The following is a 15,762-nucleotide window of genomic DNA, read 5'->3' as shown; positions in this document are numbered from 1 at the left end:
CCACGTTAGGAGCCCGCCGTTTCGGTGCTGTGGATCATGTGTTTCCCCTTCGTTACGTCGTTCTCACCGGTGTCGGCGCGCTCGGGTGAGGACGCGGGTGTGAGCCAGTCGAGGAGGGCGCACACGCCGTCGCGGCACCCACCGCAGCCGGTCGTGGCGCGGGTGGCGGTGGCGACCTCCGCGACGCTGGTCGCGCCGTCCCGGACGCACGCCTCGATGCCGGCCTTGGTCACGCCGTTGCACCGGCAGACCGCGGCGTCGTCGGCCAGGTCGGCGGGGGAGGTGGGCCCGCCCCCCTGGTGCGGTGCGAGGGCCGGCAGCAGCAGGTATGCCGGGTCGGCGGGCACGGGCGTGCGCCGGGTGTACGTCGTGACCAGGTCGGCGGCGACGGCGCCGGCGCCCACACACGTGGCGCCGACCAGCCGACCCCCGGAGACGACGACCTCGACGTGCCGACCGACGTCCGGGTCGCTGAGGCGCAGGGTGCGCTGGGCCGGGTCGTCCGCGCGAGCCGAACCGCACACGCCCATGGTCACGACGTCGAGGCCGTGGGCCTTGAGCCGGACCACGTCGCTGCCGGACGTCGACGACCGGCGAGCCAGGTCGGTGCTGACGGTGAGGGTGGAAGTGGCCTGGCCGGAGGCGCTGGAGGCGCTGGAGGAGCTGGAGGCGCTGGAGGCGCGGCAGAGGTGGGCGGCAAGTCGTCGTGACTGCTCCCACCCCTGGGCCACCAGCCCGGTGCCGCCCTCAGGGGGCTGGGCGCAGTCACCGATCGCGAAGACCCGGTGGTCGTCGGGGGAGCGGAGGTCGTCGTCCACCACGACCCCGCGGTCCACCCCGAGCCCGGCGCTCGCGGCCAGCGCCGTGCTCGGCACGGTGCCGGTCGCCAGCACCAGGAGGTCGGTTGGCACGAGCTCGCCGTCGTCGAGGCGCAGTCCCGTCAGGCGCCCACCGTCGACGACGGCGCTGGTGGCCCCGACGCCGACGCGCTGGTCGATGCCCAGGCGCGCCATCGCGAGCTCCACCACCCGCCCTGCCTCGGCGTCGAGCTGGCGTTCCATGAGCGTGCTCGCGGGGTGCACCACGGTGACGACGACGCCACGCCGGGCCAGACCGCAGGCCGCCTCCATCCCGAGCACGCCCCCGCCGAGCACCACGGCCCGGGTCGCGTTGAGGGTGGCGGCCACGACCTCACGCGCATCGTCGATGGTGCGCAGCGCGTGGACGCCGGCAGCCAGGTCGTCGGTGCGCAGGGGGTCGGCACTGTGCTGGTGTTCGTCACCGTGCAGTGGGTCGGCACTGCGCAGGCCCGGCAGTGGGGGCACCCGGGCCGCCGACCCGGTGGCCAGCACGAGGCGGTCGTAGCGCAGTCGGACGCCGTCCGCGGTCACGACGACGCGGTCCTCCCGGTCGAGGTGCGCGGCGGGCGCCCCGCGCAGCACGGTCAGCCGGGGACTGGTGGGGGTGGGGAGGGTGAGCGCGGCGAGGTCGTGCTTGCCTGCCACGACCTCGCTCAGCAGCACCCGGTTGTAGGGCTCGCACGCCTCGGCCCCGACGACGGTGATGTCGTAGCGGCCGCTGGTGTCGGCGGCCAGCAGGTCCTCGACGAACCGGGAGCCCACCATGCCGTTGCCGATGACGACGAGGCGGGTCATGCCGACACCCCTGCCGTCGGTCGCGGCGAAGCTGCGGGCCGCACCCGCGCGGAGGTGACCTCCACGGCGCAGACCTTGAACTCGGGCATGCCCGAGACGGGGTCGGTCGCGTCGCTGGTGAGCCGGTTGACGCTGCCGGTGCCGGCCCAGTGGAAGGGCACGAACACCGTGTCGGGGCGGATCGAGTCGGTCACCCTGGCCGGGACGGCGAGCGACCCCCGTGCCGTGGTCAGTCGCACCCGCTCGCCGTCCCCGATCCCGATCCGCGCGGCCAGCAGGGGATGGACCTCGGCGAAGGCGCCGGACACGGCGCCGGCCAGGGCCGGGACCCTCCGGGTCTGGGCACCGGACTGGTAGTGCTGCAGGACCCGGCCGGTCACGAGGTAGAGGGGAGCGTCGGGGCGCAGGTCGTCGGCCGGCCCGAGGTGGTCGACCGCGACCATCAGGGCCCGCCCGTCATGAGTCGAGAACGACTCGGCGAACAGTCGTGGGGTGCCCGGGTGGTCGGGCTCCCCGTCGGCGGTGGCAGGGCAGGGCCAGTGCAGGGCCTGGTCGCCGTCGAGCCGCGCGTGGCTGAGGCCGCTGTAGTCGGCGCGGCCCCCGCGGCTGGCCCGGGCGAGCTCGTCGAAGACCAGGGTCGGCTCGGTGTCCCAGGTGCCCGCCGACTCGAGGCGGGCCGCCAGCTGCGCCCAGACCCAGAGCTCGCTGCGGACGCCGCTGGGTGGGTCGACCGCCTTGCGTCGCCGGATGACGCGACCTTCGAGGGAGGTCATGGTGCCCTCCTCCTCGGCCCACTGGGTGACGGGGAGGACCACGTCGGCCAGCAACGCCGTCTCGGAGGGGACGAAGTCGCAGACCACGAGCAGGTCGAGGGCCGCGAGGCGGTCCGCCACGCGGTGGACGTTCGGGGCGCTGACCAGGAGGTTGGAGCCGTGCACCAGCAGCGCGCGCGGACCGTCGGCCGTCCCGAGCGAGGCCAGCAGCTCGACGGCGGGCATTCCCTTGCCGGGCAACGACTCCGGCGACACGCCCCAGACCTTCGCCACGTGGGCGCGCGCCGCGGGGTCGTCGATCATGCGGTAGCCGGGCAGCTGGTCGGACTTCTGCCCGTGCTCGCGGCCACCCTGGCCGTTGCCCTGGCCGGTGACGGCGCCGTACCCGCTGCCCACCCGGCCCGGTAGCCCGAGCAGCAGCGACAGCGTGATGGCCGCCGAGACCGTGGCGGTGCCCTGGCGGGACTGCTCGGCCCCCCGGCCGGTGAGCACGAAGGCGCCGGCGCCGCCCCGGGACGGGCTGGCGGCCGCGAGCAGTCGGGCCGCGTCGCGCAGGACGTCGGCGGGCACGCCGCACACCTGTTCGGCGCGTTCCGGCCACCACAGCGCCGAGCGCCGCCGGACGTCCTCGAGCCCGTTCGTGCGTCGCTCCACGTAGTCGGTGTCCACGAGGCCCTCGGTGAGCAGCACGTGCTGCAGTGCGAGGAGGACCACGAGGTCGGTGCCGGGCACCGGCTGGAGGTGCAGCCCCTGCTCGTCCGCCGCGAGGTCGGCGGTGGCACTGCGGCGCGGGTCGACGACGACGAGCCCTCCTCGAGCGCGCACCTCGGCGAGGTGGGCCACCGACGGAGGCATGGTCTCGGCGAGGTTGCTCCCGAGCAGGAGGATGGCGTCGGCCCCGCCCAGGTCGGTCAGCGGGAACGGCAGGCCCCGGTCCACCCCGAGCGACCGGTTGGCGGCGGCTGCGGCACTGCTCATGCAGAACCGCCCGTTGTAGTCGATGTTTGCGGTGCCGAGGGCCACCCGGGCGAACTTGCCCAGCTGGTAAGCCTTTTCGTTGGTGAGGCCGCCCCCACCGAACACCGCGACGGCGTCCGGGCCGGACTCCTGCCGGATGACGAGCAGCCGATCTGCCACGAGGTCGAGGGCGTCCTCCCAGCTCGACGGCGCCAGCTCGCCGTCGTGCCCCCGGACGAGCGGGGTGGTGAGTCGGTCGTGAGTCGTGAGCAACTCTCCGCTCGTCCAGCCCTTCTGGCACAGACCGCCCCGGTTCGTGGGGAAGGCCCGGCCCTCGACGGTGACGCCGTTGGCACCGTCGAGTCCAGGGGTGGCCGTCAAGGTCTGGGCGCACTGCAGGGCGCAGTACGGGCAGTGGGTGGCGACACCCGGGCTCCCAGCAGCGCTGTCGCTGGGAGTCGGACTGCCCGTGGCGAGAGGAATGGGGGTCAACAGGATTCCCGGCTCAGATCGACTCGGCGGCGAGGGCGGAGCCGCGCCGCGCGTACACGGCATACGTCGTTGCCGCCATGAGGGCGTAGGCGACCACGAACACCCACAGCGCAGGCACGAGCGAGCCGTAGGTCTCCTTGGCCATCGCGAAGCCACGGGGGATGAAGAAGCCTCCGTAGGCGCCGACTGCGCCGGCGATGCCGATGCACCCGGCGGCCGTCTTGCGCGCGAGGGGGAGGCGGTCGGCGCTGACACCGGCGCGGAAGACCGCAGGGATCATCCGGTAGGTCGCGCCGTTGCCGATGCCGGCTCCGACGAACAGGACGAGGAACGACCCGAAGAACACGACGAAGCTGTGCGACTTCAGGCCCTCGATGGCACCGATCGCGCCGACCATGAGGAGGGTGAACGAGGCGATCGTGACGCGGGCACCACCGAGCCGGTCGGCCACGATGCCACCGAGCGGTCGGGTCAGCGCCCCGATCAGCGCGCCCAGGAAGGCGATCGTCGTGGGCGTCTCGGGGAACTGGGTCTTGAGCAGGGTCGGGAAGGCCCCCGAGTAGCCGATGAACGACCCGAAGGTGCCGATGTAGAGGAACGAGATGATCCAGGTGTGCCGGTTGCGGGTGGCAGCAGCGAAGCTGCGGTAGTCCGCCTTGGCGCCCGTGAGGTTGTCCATGCCCCGCCAGGCCAGGACGGCCGCGAGGATGGCCAGCGGGATGAACATCAGCCCGGCCCGCTCGAGGTGCGTCCCGGCGCCGATGACGATGACAGCGGGCACGACCAGCTGCACGAGGCCGGTGCCGAGGTTGCCGCCTGCGGCGTTCAGGCCCAGGGCCTTGCCCTTCTCGGCCTCGGGGAAGAAGAAGGAGATGTTGGTCATCGACGAGGCGAAGTTGCCGCCGCCGAAGCCGGCCAGCGCGGCGCAGGCGAGCAGCAGCCCGAACGACGACGACGGGTCGCTCACGACCCATGCGAGGGCCGACGCCGGCAGGAGCAGCAGGAGGGCCGAGATGATGGTCCAGTTGCGGCCGCCGAAGCGCGGTACCGCGAAGGTGTAGGGGATCCGCACCGTCGCGCCCACCAGGCTCGGCACGGCGATCAGCCAGAACTGCTGGTCGAGGGTCAGGCTGAAGCCCGCGCCGGGGAGCAGCGGCACGACGACGCTCCACAGGGCCCAGACGCAGAAGCCGAGGAACTCGGCGAACACCGACAGGGTCAGGTTCCGACGGGCGATCGCGCGGCCGCCGCCGCGCCAGAAGGTGGGGTCCTCGGGATCCCAGTGGTCGATCCAGCGGCCGCTGCGGTGCGTGGGGGCGGCCGTGGTGGTGGACGACGGGGGCGGCGTGGTCGTGGTCGGCGACGTCGCGGTCGTGGGGTCGGGGCTCAGGTTCGTGGTCACGCAGTCAGCGTGGCAAGACCGTGTTTCCCGTCCCGACGACTGCCGTAAAGGCTCCGTAACCATTGCCGCACAAGGGGTCCCGAGTGGTTGTGAGAACTGCGACCCCTCCCCGACTTCTGGCCACGCAGGCGGCACGCGGGGCCCGGACCCGGGGTCCGAAGGCGCACGGCTGGCCAGAAGTGGGGAGATCGACGGGGCGGGTGCCCGCTGACTAGGCGCTGACACGGGCGGGCACGGCCCGGTCGGCGCGGTGGAGCTGGTCAGCCCGGAGGTCAGTCACGTCGACGTGGACGACGTCCGCGACCACCTCCACCGGGACGGTGCGCAGACGCTGTTGCGGGAGGTCGACCGCATTCAGGCAGGCGCCGGTCCGCAGGTCGAACACGAGGTGGTACATCGGCGACACGACGACCGGCGTGCGGCCGACCCGTGACATCCGGCCACCGGCGACGCCGCACCCGGTGTAGGGGTTGTGGTCGTGGACCGCCCAGACCCGGTCGCCGGCGCGGAACAGTGCGAGGGCCACGCCCGCGACCGTGATGGCCGCTCCGTGCCGGGTCGGCACGTGCTTGAGGCCGCAGAGCGCCACCAGGTGGGGCGCCATCCGCACCGACGCGACCCGCGCCGACGCCACCCGCGCGGACGCCGTCCGCGGTCCGGCGGCAGCATCGGGGTCCTGGTCCACGCCGCCACGCTAGGGACCGCCTGTTTCGCGATGAGGGTGCCCGTGTGTCGTCCCGGTAAACCTTCAGTCAGGGGGCGCGTGAGCCGTCAGGCCAGGTGCGCCGGTTGTCTCCACCCCGGCGGCGGCGAGCTCGGCCAGGGCTGCCCTCGTGGTCTCGGCGGCGACGCCCGCGGTGAGGTCGAGCAGCACAGTCGTCTCGAAGCCCTCGTCCGCGGAGTCGAGAGCCGTGGCGCGGACACAGTGGTCGGTGGCGATCCCCACGACGTCGACCTGCTCGATGGCCCGGTCGCGCAGCCAGTCGGCGAGGGCGACCTTGCGGTCGGCCTCGACGGTGAAACCCTCGAAACCGCTGTAGGCGGCGCTGTGGTGACCCTTGCGGAAGATCGCCTCGACGTGCTCGAATGCGGGCCCGGCAGCGGGGTGGAAGAGCGCGCCGTCACTGCCGACCCGGCAGTGTGCCGGCCAGCTGTCCACGAAGTCGGGGTCGGTCGAGAAGTGTGCGCCCGGATCCTCGTGCCAGTCGGCCGTGGCGACGATCGCGGCGTAGTCGTCGAGGTGGGCGACCACGTGCTCGCTGACCCGTCGCGCCACCTCCGCTCCTCCCGCGACGGCGAGCGAGCCGCCCTCACAGAAGTCGTTCTGCACGTCGACGATGACCAGCGCGCGGCTCATGCCGCGACGCTACTGCCCACCGCGGGCCGACGCGTGGTCAGTCCTCGTAGACCGTGGGGATGGCGGGCTCGCCGCGCTGCAGCCGCAGGGCAGCCCGGGGGAGCTCGGCGAGGGACGCGGCGTGGCGCTCTCGGGCGTCCTCGAGGGTCGACGTCGAGACGGTGCGTCCGGACGTCATCAAGGGGACGAGCAGCTCGCGGTCGTCGCCGTCGTCGACCGGCGGTTCGCCGATGCCGAGCACCTCGGCGTCGGCAATGCCCTTGGCGTTGCGCCTCCTCAGCGCGTACTTGCGCCCGGCGACCGACGCCTTGTCCTTGCTCTTCTTGGCGACCCCGACCATGACGCCGTCGTCGTCGCTCCGGGCCACCAGCTTGTAGACCATGCCGGCGGTCGGGGCGCCAGAGCCGGTGACCAGGGACGTGCCCACGCCGTAGCGGTCCACCGGGCCCGCGGCCAGCGCGGCGATGGCGTACTCGTCGAGGTCGCTGGTCACCACGATCTTGGTCTGCGTGGCGCCGAGCCGGTCGAGCTGCTCGCGCACCTCGCGGGCCTGCGCCAGCAGGTCACCCGAGTCGAGCCGCACGCCACCGAGCTCGGGCCCTGCCAGCTCGACGGCGAGGGCCACCGCGGTCGCCACGTCGTAGGTGTCCACGAGCAGCGTGGTGCCCTTGCCGAGCGCCGCGATCTGGGCCGTGAAGGCCTCCCGCTCGTCGTCGTGCAGGAGTGTGAAGGCGTGCGCGGCGGTGCCCGCCGTCGGCACCCCGAACCGGCGTCCTGCCTCCAGGTTGGAGGTGGTGGCGAAGCCGGCGAGGTATGCCGCGCGGGCGGCGGCCACCGCCGCCTCCTCGTGCGTGCGGCGCGACCCCATCTCGATGCAGGGCCGCTCGCCCGCCGCCGACGTCATCCGCGACGCCGCTGAGGCGATCGCGCTGTCGTGGTTGAGGATGCTGAGGACGAGCGTCTCCAGGACCACCCCGTGGGCGAAGTCGGACTCGACCACGAGCACCGGTGAGCCGGGGAAGTAGCTCTCGCCCTCGGCATACCCCCAGACGTCGCCGTCGAAGCGGTAGTCGGCCAGAAAGGCCAGGGTGGGCTCGTCCACGACCTCGCGCAGGTGCTCGAGCTCGTCGTCCGCGAAGCGGAACCGCTCGATCGCGTCGAGCAGCCGACCGGTGCCGGCCACCACGCCGTAGCGACGACCGTCGGGCAACCGGCGGGCGAACACCTCGAAGACGCAGCGGCGCGAGGCCGCCCCGCTGCGCAGGGCGGCTTCGAGCATCGTGAGCTCGTAGTGGTCGGTCAACAGGGCGGTGCTGGGTGAACGCGGGGTCACGGTCGCAGCCTAAGGTGGACCCGTGCCCCATGCTGTCCCCTCCATGACGTCAACTGCGGTGATGTCCATCGCGCCCGTGCAGCAGGAGAGTGTCTCCACCGACGAGCTGGCGGAGGTGGATGTCCCGTGGATCACGTTGGTGTGGAACGACCCGGTCAACCTGATGTCCTACGTGACGTTCGTCTTCCAGACCTACTTCGGCTACTCCAAGGCCAAGGCCGAGCGGCTGATGATGGACGTCCACGTGAAGGGCCGCGCCGTCGTGTCGACCGGCGCCCGCGAACGCATGGAGACCGACACCGAGGCACTCCAGGGCTACGGCCTGTGGGCCACCTTCCAGAAGGACAGCTGACGTGGCCCGCGGGTTCAAACGCCGCGACGGGCGGTTCGTCGCCAAGCTCGACGCCGTTGAGCGTGGGCTGGTGGTCGGGCTGATGGAACAGGTGCTCGAGCTGGTCGAGCCCGAGCCGGAGCCCGACCTCGGGACCGAACCGACCGACGCCACCGACGCGACCGACGCGACCGACCCGACCGACGAGGACGAGTTCGACCGGATCGTGGCCGGGCTGGGCAGCATCGGGATGGGCATCTCGCTGTCCGCGGCCGACCAGGTGCCCGAGCTCTCCGGCGCCGTCCCGCAGCCGCGCGACCCCGCCCTCGAGCGCATCTTCCCCACGGCGAACCGCGAGGACGAGCAGGTGGCCGCGGAGTTCCGTCGCCTCACCGAGGACGGGCTCCGGGCGCGCAAGGCGGCCAACCTGACGACGGCGATCACGGCCCTGGCCGCCATCGACGACCAGAAGATCTCCCTCGAGCAGCCGCAGGCCCTCGCCCTGCTCATCGCCCTGACCGACGTGCGCCTCGTGCTGGGGGAGCGGCTCGGGCTCAAGCACGATGACGACATGGAGCTGCTGGAGGAGCAGGTGTCCGGCCTCGAGGACGACGACCCCGCGGTCTACGCCCTGGCCGTCTACGACTTCCTCACCTGGCTCCAGGAGACGCTGGCGCACGCGCTGGCGCCCTGACCTCCCGGTGACCACTCATGCAAAAGGCGAGTTAGCGCCGCCAGCCGCGGCGCTAACTCGCCTTTTGCATGAGAGAGCGACCGTGTGACACACGAGACGCCGGAAGGATGAGGACGAGACCGGGGTCGGCACCTAGCCTTGACCCCGTGGCGGACGCACCCATCGGGATCTTCGACTCGGGCTATGGCGGGCTGACCGTTGCCCGGGCCGTCCTCGACCAGCTGCCCCACGAGTCGATCGCCTACTTCGGCGACACGGCCCGTGCGCCCTACGGACCACGGCCGATCGCCGAGTCCCGGGAGTTCGCGCTCGAGTGCCTCGACCGCCTGGTCGACCACGGCGTGAAGGCCCTCGTCATCGCGTGCAACACCGCGAGCGCGGCCGTCCTCCACGACGCCCGCGAGCGCTACGAGGTGCCGGTGGTTGAGGTCATCCGGCCTGCGGTCCGTCGCGCTGCCCGCGCCACCCGCAACCACCGGGTCGGCGTCATCTCCACGCGGGGCACACACCAGTCCGGCGCCTATGTCGACGCCTTCGCCGCCGCCCCACACCTCGAGGTCACCAGCGTGCCCTGCCCGCGGTTCGTCGAGTTCGTCGAGTCCGGCGTCACCAGTGGCCCGGAGGTCATCGACGTCGCGAGGGACTACCTGGCGCCGCTCGTCGACCGCGACGTCGACACCCTGGTGCTCGGCTGCACGCACTACCCGCTGCTGACGGGCGCGATCTCCTACGTGATGGGCGACGGCGTCACGCTGGTCTCCTCCGCCGACGAGACCGCCAAGGACGTCTACCGGGTGCTCGCGGACCGCGACCTGCTTCGGCCGGGCCACCTGCCCGCACCCGAGCACGGGTTCACCACCACCGGCGATGCCGAGGAGTTCCGGGCTCTGGCCCGCCGGTTCCTCGGGCCGGAGGTCGGCGACGTCTACGGCAACTCCGTGGTGCGGACGGTCGTGGTGGCTCGATGAGGCTCACCGTGGTCGGCTGCTCCGGCTCCTTCGCCGGGCCCGCGTCCCCCGCCTCCTCCTACCTCATCCAGGCTGACCACCAGGGGCGCTCCTGGTCGATCGTCCTCGACCTCGGCAACGGCGCCCTCGGCCCGCTCCAGCGCTACGTCGACCTCGCCGACCTCGACGCCGTCTTCATCAGCCACCTGCACCCCGACCACTGCGTCGACGTCTGCGGCCTCTACGTCACGCGCAAGTACCGCCCGAGCGGCCCGGTCGAGGGCCAGCTCCCGGTGCATGCGCCCTCCGGCGCCGACGAGCGCTTCGCGCTGATGTACCACGGCCTCGAGCACGGGGGCATGACCAACGAGTTCGCCGTGCACGAGCTGGCCGACACCCAGGTGAGTCGCGTCGGTCCGTTCACCATCACGGCATACCGGGTGAACCACCCGGTCGAGGCCTACGGCTTCCGCGTCGAAGCCGACGGCGCGGTGATCGCCTACACGGGCGACACCGACACCTGCGAGGCCCTGACCCCGCTCCTGGCCGGCTCCGACCTCGCGCTGACCGACAGCGCGTTCGTCGAGGGGCGCGACGACACCCAGGGCATCCACCTGTCGGGTGGACGCGCCGCCGCCGCAGCGGTCGCGGCCGGGGGTGTCCGTCGCCTCGTCCTCACCCACATCCCGCCGTGGAACGACCCCGAGGTATGCCGCGCGGAGGCCGCCGCGATCTGGTCCGGTCCGTTGGACGTGGCCTTCCAGGGCGCGACCTACGAGGTGGGCGGCAGCTCGTGAGCGGGGACCCGACCGGCCCCTCCGTGCCGGTCGACCGGGACGCCGGCCTGCGGATGTACGACCACTTCCTCGCCGCCCACCCCGAGGTCCCACGCCGCGACGACACCGAGGTGATCTGCTTCGGCAGCACGCCCGAGGTCGCCGACGAGATCCTTGGCCTCATCGTCGGGGGCGCCAAGCGGGCCACCGCCACCCTCGTCGCGGGATACCTCGCGTCGGGCGACCCGTTCCCACCGCTGGGGGCCTGCTGGGTCTGTTGCGACGGAGCCGGGGTGCCCCGTGCCGTGCTGCGCACCACGGAGCTGCGGCTCGGCCCGTTCCACAGCGTCGACACCCGGTTCGCGTGGGACGAGGGGGAGTACGACCGCACCCTGCAGACCTGGCTCGACGGTCACCGCGCGGCCTACGAGCGCCAGTGTGCCGGGCTCGGCATCGCGTTCGCCGAGGACCTGGAGGTCTGCTTCGAGCGGTTCACGCTCCTCTGGCCCCCGGACCTCGCCGACTGACCGGTTCCCCGCGCACTTCCGGCCACTGGTGCCGCGTGCGGGCCGCCTCAGGGGCAGTCGGTGCGGCATGGGCGGCCAGAAGTGGAGAAGGGCGGGGTGGCAGGTGATCGCCTAGGCTCGCAGCATGGCCAGAGCGGCAGCCGTCCCCATCGCGTCCTGTGTCTGGCGCATCCCCCTCCTCGGGGACTTCGTCAACGGCTTCATCCTCCGTGACGCCGACGGCCAGGTGACGCTGGTCGACATGGGCATCAAGCAGTCCGGGCCCAAGGTGATGGCCGCCCTCGCGTCGATCGGCTCCGGCCCGTCGGACGTCACGCGGCTGCTGCTGACGCACGCCCACCCCGATCACGCCGGCGGGGCAGCACACGTGGCCGAGCAGACCGGGCTCGACTTCGGCATCCACGAGGACGACGCCCCGTACGCCGAGGCCGGGCACACCGCTCAGCGTGACCAGTCGTTCCTCGTGGCCAGGATCATGACCAGGCTGATGGGCACCAACGGGTTCCCGCCGGTCACCGTGGGGGAGCGACTGACCGACGGCCAGGTGCTCGACGTCGCCGGTGGTCTCGAGGTCGTGCACACGCCCGGGCACTCACCCGGCCACGCGGCATACCTGCACCGCGAGTCGGGGGTGCTGATCACCGGTGACTCGATCTTCAACGTCCGCGGCCTGCGCTGGCCGATCAAGTCGTTCTGCTCCAACTTCGCCCTGACCCAGAAGACCGCCCACCGGCTCGCCGAGCTGGACTACTCGACGGCGGCCTTCACCCACGGCCCGCACCTGGCCGACCAGCCGCGCGAGCACATCCGCCGGTTCCTCGCCACGCACCCGCTGGTCGACTGAGCGGTCTCCACCCGCGTCAGAGCCGAGCGCGGAGCCAGTCCAGGTCGGCCTGCTGTCCCTCGAGCCCGCCACGGGTCTCGATGACGACGGGGGCCCCGGCTGCCCGCACTGCGCCCACCAGCTCGTCGGGGTCGATGAGTCCCTCGCCGAGGTTGGTGTGGCGGTCGGCTCCGGAGTCGAACTCGTCGCGGCTGTCGTTGCAGTGGACCAGGTCGATCCGACCCGTGATGGCCCGGAGGTCGTCGACCGCGGTGGCCAGGGGGATGCCGCCGGCGTGGGCGTGGCAGGTGTCGAGGCAGAAGCCGACGTTGTCGGACCCCTCGGCAGTGCCGATCGCGTCCCAGACCCGGGCGATGCGCTCGAGCGTGCGCGCCATGGCGTTGTCGCCGCCTGCGGTGTTTTCCAGCAGGAGCGGGATCTTGAGGTCGGTGGCCTCGATCGCCTTGCGCCAGTTGTCGATGCCCTTGTCGACGTCAGCGGCCTGCTCGACGTGGCCGCCGTGGACGATGAGCCCCTTGGCCCCGATGAGCGCACCCGCGTCGATGAACTGCTGGAGCAGCTTGCGGCTGGGGATGCGGATGCGGTTGTTCGTCGAGGCGACGTTGATGAGGTAGGGGGCGTGGATGTAGAGGTCGACGTCTGCGGCCTCCGCAGCAGCCCGTAACGCCTCCGGCCCGCCGTCGTAGGCGTACTCAGGACCCTTGTAGCCCTGCGGGTTGCCGAGGAAGAACTGGCTCAACCCGGCGCCGCGCTCCCGGGCAGCGGTGACGGGGTCGGCCGAGTCGACGTGGGCGCCGAGACGAGTGGTGTCAGCCATGGCTCCCACCCTAGGCCGGGCCACCGACGCCCGGCACGCCCCCGTTAGCCTTGCCGCATGACTCGCCACGACGGACGCACCCCTGACCAGACCCGCGAGGTGCGCATCACGCGCAACTGGCTCGACCACGCCGAGGGCAGCGTGCTCGTGGAGTTCGGCCGCACCCGGGTGCTGGTGGCGGCGTCGTTCACCGAGGGCGTGCCGCGCTGGCTAAAGGGCAAGGGCACCGGCTGGGTGACCTCGGAGTACGAGATGCTCCCGCGGTCGACCAACACCCGCTCCGACCGCGAGTCCCGCAAGGGCAAGGTCGGCGGGCGCACCCACGAGATCAGCCGGCTCATCGGTCGCAGCCTCCGCGCCATCATCGACACCAAGGCCCTGGGCGAGAACACCATCGTGCTCGACTGCGACGTCCTGCAGGCCGACGGCGGCACCCGCACCGCCTCGATCACCGGCGCCTACGTCGCCTTGGTCGACGCCATCGAGGACGCCCGCGCCAAGGGCCTGATCCGCAAGGACGCCCAGCCCCTGACCGGCTCGATCGCGGCGGTCTCCGTGGGCATCGTCAAGGGGGAGGCCGTCATCGACCTCGACTACCCAGAGGACTCCACGGCCGAGACCGACATGAACGTCGTCATGACCGGCGACGGGCGGTTCGTCGAGGTGCAGGGCACCGCCGAGGGTGCGCCCTTCGACCGCGAGATGCTCAACCTCCTGCTCGACAAGGCCACCGTCGGGTGCGCCGACCTCACCCTCAAGCAGCAGGAGGCGCTCGCCACGACCCCGCGCGAGCGCGTCCTTTGATGTCAGCGCAGCCTGTGTGCCGGGTCGTCCTTGCCACCCGCAACGACCACAAGGTCGGCGAGCTGCGGGCGATCCTCGCCGACGTGTGCGAGGAGCTCGGCCTGGAGATCGTCGGGGCGTCCGAGTTCGACGGTGCGCCCGACGTCGTCGAGGACGAGGTGACCTTCGAGGGCAACGCCCGCCTCAAGGCCGTGGCGCTCGCCGCCCACACCGGCCTGCCGTCGCTCGCCGACGACTCCGGCCTCGCGGTCGACGTGCTCGGTGGTGCGCCGGGCATCTTCTCGGCGCGCTGGTCGGGGCGGCACGGCGACGACCGGGCGAACCTCGACCTGCTGCTGGCCCAGGTCGCCGACGTCAAGGACGAGCACCGCGCCGCGGCCTTCGTCTGCGCTGCGGTGCTCGCCCTGCCCGACGGCACGGTCCGCGCGACGGAGGGCCGGATGGCGGGGTCGCTGGCGCGCGAGGCCAAGGGCGCCAACGGTTTCGGCTACGACCCGGTCCTGGTCGTGGAGGGCGACACCCGCCACGCGGCAGAGCTGAGCCCCGAGGAGAAGAACGCCATCTCGCACCGCGGCAAGGCCTTCCGCGCCATGGTCCCGCACCTGCGCGAGCTCCTCGGCTGAGCCCCACACGTCAGGCATTGGTGCCAGAGGGGGGACTCGAACCCCCACGCCTAAGGCACGGCATCCTAAGTGCCGCGTGTCTACCAGTTCCACCACTCCGGCGAGCGCGGCAATTCTACGCAGACGCCGTGGGCGCGCTGGCCCCCTGCGGTGGCCACGCGCCTGAGCGTCAGCCGGTCGAGCTCCCGAGACCGGCTTCCGCGAGCGTCTGCCGAAGGAGGGCTCGCGCGGACCAGTGCATCCGATGGGCCGCCTCCTCGCGGGTGAGCCCAGCGATGTCGGTGAACCAGACCAGCGACTCGATGCCGACGGCGCTGCGGACGGACAGTGCCAGTGAATGGATCTCAGCGTCGGAGAGGCGCGGACGCAGGGGGGCGAGGGCCTCCTCGAACCACGTGATGGCGCGCCCCTGACGGAGCGGCAGTGACTCGCGCGAGATGTCCGGGTCCAGCGAGAGCCGCAGCATGGTTCGCTGTTGGTGCTCGGTGTCCACGACGATCCTGATGAAGGCGTCGACCGCGCCCAGGAGTCGGGTCTCCGGGTCGTCGCCGGCGTCCTCAGGGACGAGGGTCTTCGCGCTGATCTCGGGATGCGCAGCGACCAGCAGAGCCTTCTGAGTGGGGAAGTACCGGTAGGCGGTCGTGCGCGAGACCGATGCCGCCTCAGCGGCCGACTCGACGGTTGGCGCGGTTCCACCTTGCGCGACGAGATCACGCGCGGCGGCGACCAGCGCGTCGCGGGTTCGCACCTTCTGGCGGGATCGACCGGTGAGCTCGTAGGGCGTTGACACGAGTTTCACGGTACCCTAATCTCATCATGGGACATGAGTCCCACGAAGAAGGTGGGTCTCTTCATGGCGACGCTGGCAACGACACTGCGAGCGGACGGAGCGGGTGAGCGTCGCTGGTTCTGCGGCGGGGGAGTGCACACCTGGCTGGCCACCGAGGACGAGACCGGTGGCGCGTACCTCCTCTTCGAGGACCTCCTGGACGCGGGCAAGGTGACCCCGCTGCACCAGCACCCTGAGGCGGACGAGACCTTCTACATGCTCGACGGCGAGGTGCGCCTTCACGTCGCCGGTCACGAGCAGACCCTTGCGGCGGGCGGCATCGCGATCATCCCGCGCGGCATACCGCACGCCTTCATGGTGACGACGCCAACGGCGCGGATGCTCTGCCTCCAGACTCCCGGCACAGGGGAAGCCTTCTACCGGCAGGCAAGCGACCCGGCCGGGCTCGCGGAGCCGCCGCCTCCTGACTTTGAGCGCGTCGCCTCAGCGGCCGCGGCCACTGGCGCGATCGTCATCCTGGGACCCCCGCCGTTCTGACCGCGCCCGAAGCCGACCTGTCGGCAGGGCACGTCACGGCTCTGTTGGTCCAGTCCGGGTACGTGCTGGGGAGCGACCCACGCTGGGTGGGGACGACGGAGCA

The 15,762-nt window shown here is 72.1% G+C and carries 17 protein-coding genes and 1 tRNA gene; 9 read left to right on the top strand and 9 right to left on the bottom strand.

All coding sequences use genetic code 11. The annotated features are described in order from the left end of the window. Positions 1-5: 5 nt before the first annotated feature. The 6 genes from ACXJKD_RS00230 to ACXJKD_RS00205 all read right to left on the bottom strand — a co-directional run bounded on the left by ACXJKD_RS00230 (position 6) and on the right by ACXJKD_RS00205 (position 7,969). A complete protein-coding gene (locus ACXJKD_RS00230; RefSeq protein ID WP_457252321.1) occupies positions 6-1,655 on the bottom strand; it encodes an FAD-dependent oxidoreductase in 1,650 nt (549 codons plus the stop codon). Next, positions 1,652-3,868 (bottom strand): molybdopterin oxidoreductase family protein, encoded by a 2,217-nt coding sequence (locus tag ACXJKD_RS00225; RefSeq protein ID WP_457252814.1) that lies wholly within the window; start codon positions 3,866-3,868, stop codon positions 1,652-1,654. The genes ACXJKD_RS00230 and ACXJKD_RS00225 overlap by 4 nt, the downstream gene beginning before the upstream one ends. A gap of 22 nt (positions 3,869-3,890) precedes the next feature. Continuing rightward, positions 3,891-5,279: an MFS transporter gene (locus tag ACXJKD_RS00220; protein ID WP_457252320.1), complete on the bottom strand. Its 1,389-nt coding sequence runs from the start codon at positions 5,277-5,279 to the stop codon at positions 3,891-3,893. A gap of 211 nt (positions 5,280-5,490) precedes the next feature. Further along, positions 5,491-5,964: a nitrite reductase (NAD(P)H) small subunit gene (locus ACXJKD_RS00215; protein ID WP_457252319.1), complete on the bottom strand. Its 474-nt coding sequence runs from the start codon at positions 5,962-5,964 to the stop codon at positions 5,491-5,493. 63 nt (positions 5,965-6,027) lie between these two features. Next, positions 6,028-6,636 (bottom strand): isochorismatase family protein, encoded by a 609-nt coding sequence (locus tag ACXJKD_RS00210; protein WP_457252318.1) that lies wholly within the window; start codon positions 6,634-6,636, stop codon positions 6,028-6,030. 37 nt (positions 6,637-6,673) lie between these two features. Next, positions 6,674-7,969 carry a nicotinate phosphoribosyltransferase gene (locus ACXJKD_RS00205; protein ID WP_457252317.1) on the bottom strand — a complete coding sequence of 432 codons (1,296 nt, stop codon included), beginning with the start codon at positions 7,967-7,969 and terminating at the stop codon, positions 6,674-6,676. Between the two features lie 61 nt (positions 7,970-8,030). On the opposite strand from ACXJKD_RS00205, the gene clpS reads away from it, so the two are divergent. The 6 genes from clpS to ACXJKD_RS00175 all read left to right on the top strand — a co-directional run bounded on the left by clpS (position 8,031) and on the right by ACXJKD_RS00175 (position 12,088). Then, positions 8,031-8,321 (top strand): ATP-dependent Clp protease adapter ClpS, encoded by a 291-nt coding sequence (clpS, locus tag ACXJKD_RS00200; RefSeq protein WP_457252813.1) that lies wholly within the window; start codon positions 8,031-8,033, stop codon positions 8,319-8,321. A gap of 1 nt (position 8,322) precedes the next feature. Next, a complete protein-coding gene (locus tag ACXJKD_RS00195) occupies positions 8,323-8,994 on the top strand; it encodes a DUF2017 domain-containing protein (RefSeq protein WP_457252316.1) in 672 nt (223 codons plus the stop codon). A 146-nt stretch (positions 8,995-9,140) separates the two neighbouring features. Further along, entirely contained in the window at positions 9,141-9,962 is an 822-nt protein-coding gene (gene murI / locus ACXJKD_RS00190) for a glutamate racemase (RefSeq protein ID WP_457252315.1), read from the top strand. Further along, positions 9,959-10,738: an MBL fold metallo-hydrolase gene (locus ACXJKD_RS00185; RefSeq protein ID WP_457252314.1), complete on the top strand. Its 780-nt coding sequence runs from the start codon at positions 9,959-9,961 to the stop codon at positions 10,736-10,738. The genes murI and ACXJKD_RS00185 overlap by 4 nt, the downstream gene beginning before the upstream one ends. Next, positions 10,735-11,244 (top strand): ASCH domain-containing protein, encoded by a 510-nt coding sequence (locus ACXJKD_RS00180; RefSeq protein ID WP_457252313.1) that lies wholly within the window; start codon positions 10,735-10,737, stop codon positions 11,242-11,244. Before ACXJKD_RS00185 ends, ACXJKD_RS00180 begins: the two co-directional genes overlap by 4 nt. 124 nt (positions 11,245-11,368) lie before the next feature. Continuing rightward, positions 11,369-12,088 (top strand): MBL fold metallo-hydrolase, encoded by a 720-nt coding sequence (locus ACXJKD_RS00175; RefSeq protein ID WP_457252312.1) that lies wholly within the window; start codon positions 11,369-11,371, stop codon positions 12,086-12,088. A gap of 16 nt (positions 12,089-12,104) precedes the next feature. Here ACXJKD_RS00175 and ACXJKD_RS00170 read toward each other — a convergent pair whose 3' ends face one another. Continuing rightward, positions 12,105-12,905, bottom strand: a complete 801-nt coding sequence (locus ACXJKD_RS00170) for a deoxyribonuclease IV (protein ID WP_457252311.1) — start codon at positions 12,903-12,905, stop codon at positions 12,105-12,107. Between the two features lie 57 nt (positions 12,906-12,962). On the opposite strand from ACXJKD_RS00170, the gene rph reads away from it, so the two are divergent. Together rph and rdgB are read left to right on the top strand one after the other, a co-directional pair. Then, positions 12,963-13,709 (top strand): ribonuclease PH, encoded by a 747-nt coding sequence (rph, locus tag ACXJKD_RS00165; RefSeq protein WP_457252310.1) that lies wholly within the window; start codon positions 12,963-12,965, stop codon positions 13,707-13,709. Beyond that, positions 13,709-14,332, top strand: coding sequence for an RdgB/HAM1 family non-canonical purine NTP pyrophosphatase (gene rdgB / locus ACXJKD_RS00160; RefSeq protein ID WP_457252309.1), 624 nt, complete (start codon positions 13,709-13,711; stop codon positions 14,330-14,332). The genes rph and rdgB overlap by 1 nt, the downstream gene beginning before the upstream one ends. A gap of 18 nt (positions 14,333-14,350) precedes the next feature. Here the strand turns inward: rdgB and ACXJKD_RS00155 are convergent. Beyond that, positions 14,351-14,434, bottom strand: a tRNA-Leu gene (locus ACXJKD_RS00155). Positions 14,435-14,501: 67 nt separating this feature from the next. Then, a complete protein-coding gene (locus ACXJKD_RS00150) occupies positions 14,502-15,122 on the bottom strand; it encodes a TetR/AcrR family transcriptional regulator (RefSeq protein WP_457252308.1) in 621 nt (206 codons plus the stop codon). 33 nt (positions 15,123-15,155) lie between these two features. Here ACXJKD_RS00150 and ACXJKD_RS00145 point away from each other — a divergent pair, with 33 nt between their 5' ends. Then, the gene (locus tag ACXJKD_RS00145) at positions 15,156-15,659 is read left to right on the top strand and encodes a cupin domain-containing protein (protein WP_457252307.1); all 504 of its coding nucleotides are present in this window, start codon (positions 15,156-15,158) and stop codon (positions 15,657-15,659) included. Positions 15,660-15,762 lie beyond the last annotated feature (103 nt).

The sequence above is a fragment of the Pedococcus sp. P5_B7 genome (genome assembly GCF_054049895.1).
This window is presented reverse-complemented; position numbering and strand designations above follow the sequence as displayed.

Excerpts from the sequence above, each read along its gene's own strand:
- rph (WP_457252310.1), top strand. The coding sequence starts at position 12,963 with ATGACTCGCCACGACGGACGCACCCCTGACCAGACCCGCGAGGTGCGC.
- ACXJKD_RS00145 (WP_457252307.1), top strand. The coding sequence starts at position 15,156 with ATGAGTCCCACGAAGAAGGTGGGTCTCTTCATGGCGACGCTGGCAACG.
- ACXJKD_RS00210 (WP_457252318.1), bottom strand. The coding sequence starts at position 6,636 with ATGAGCCGCGCGCTGGTCATCGTCGACGTGCAGAACGACTTCTGTGAG.
- ACXJKD_RS00175 (WP_457252312.1), top strand. The coding sequence starts at position 11,369 with ATGGCCAGAGCGGCAGCCGTCCCCATCGCGTCCTGTGTCTGGCGCATC.
- ACXJKD_RS00185 (WP_457252314.1), top strand. The coding sequence starts at position 9,959 with ATGAGGCTCACCGTGGTCGGCTGCTCCGGCTCCTTCGCCGGGCCCGCG.
- ACXJKD_RS00170 (WP_457252311.1), bottom strand. The coding sequence starts at position 12,905 with ATGGCTGACACCACTCGTCTCGGCGCCCACGTCGACTCGGCCGACCCC.
- clpS (WP_457252813.1), top strand. The coding sequence starts at position 8,031 with ATGTCCATCGCGCCCGTGCAGCAGGAGAGTGTCTCCACCGACGAGCTG.
- ACXJKD_RS00230 (WP_457252321.1), bottom strand. The coding sequence starts at position 1,655 with ATGACCCGCCTCGTCGTCATCGGCAACGGCATGGTGGGCTCCCGGTTC.
- rdgB (WP_457252309.1), top strand. The coding sequence starts at position 13,709 with ATGTCAGCGCAGCCTGTGTGCCGGGTCGTCCTTGCCACCCGCAACGAC.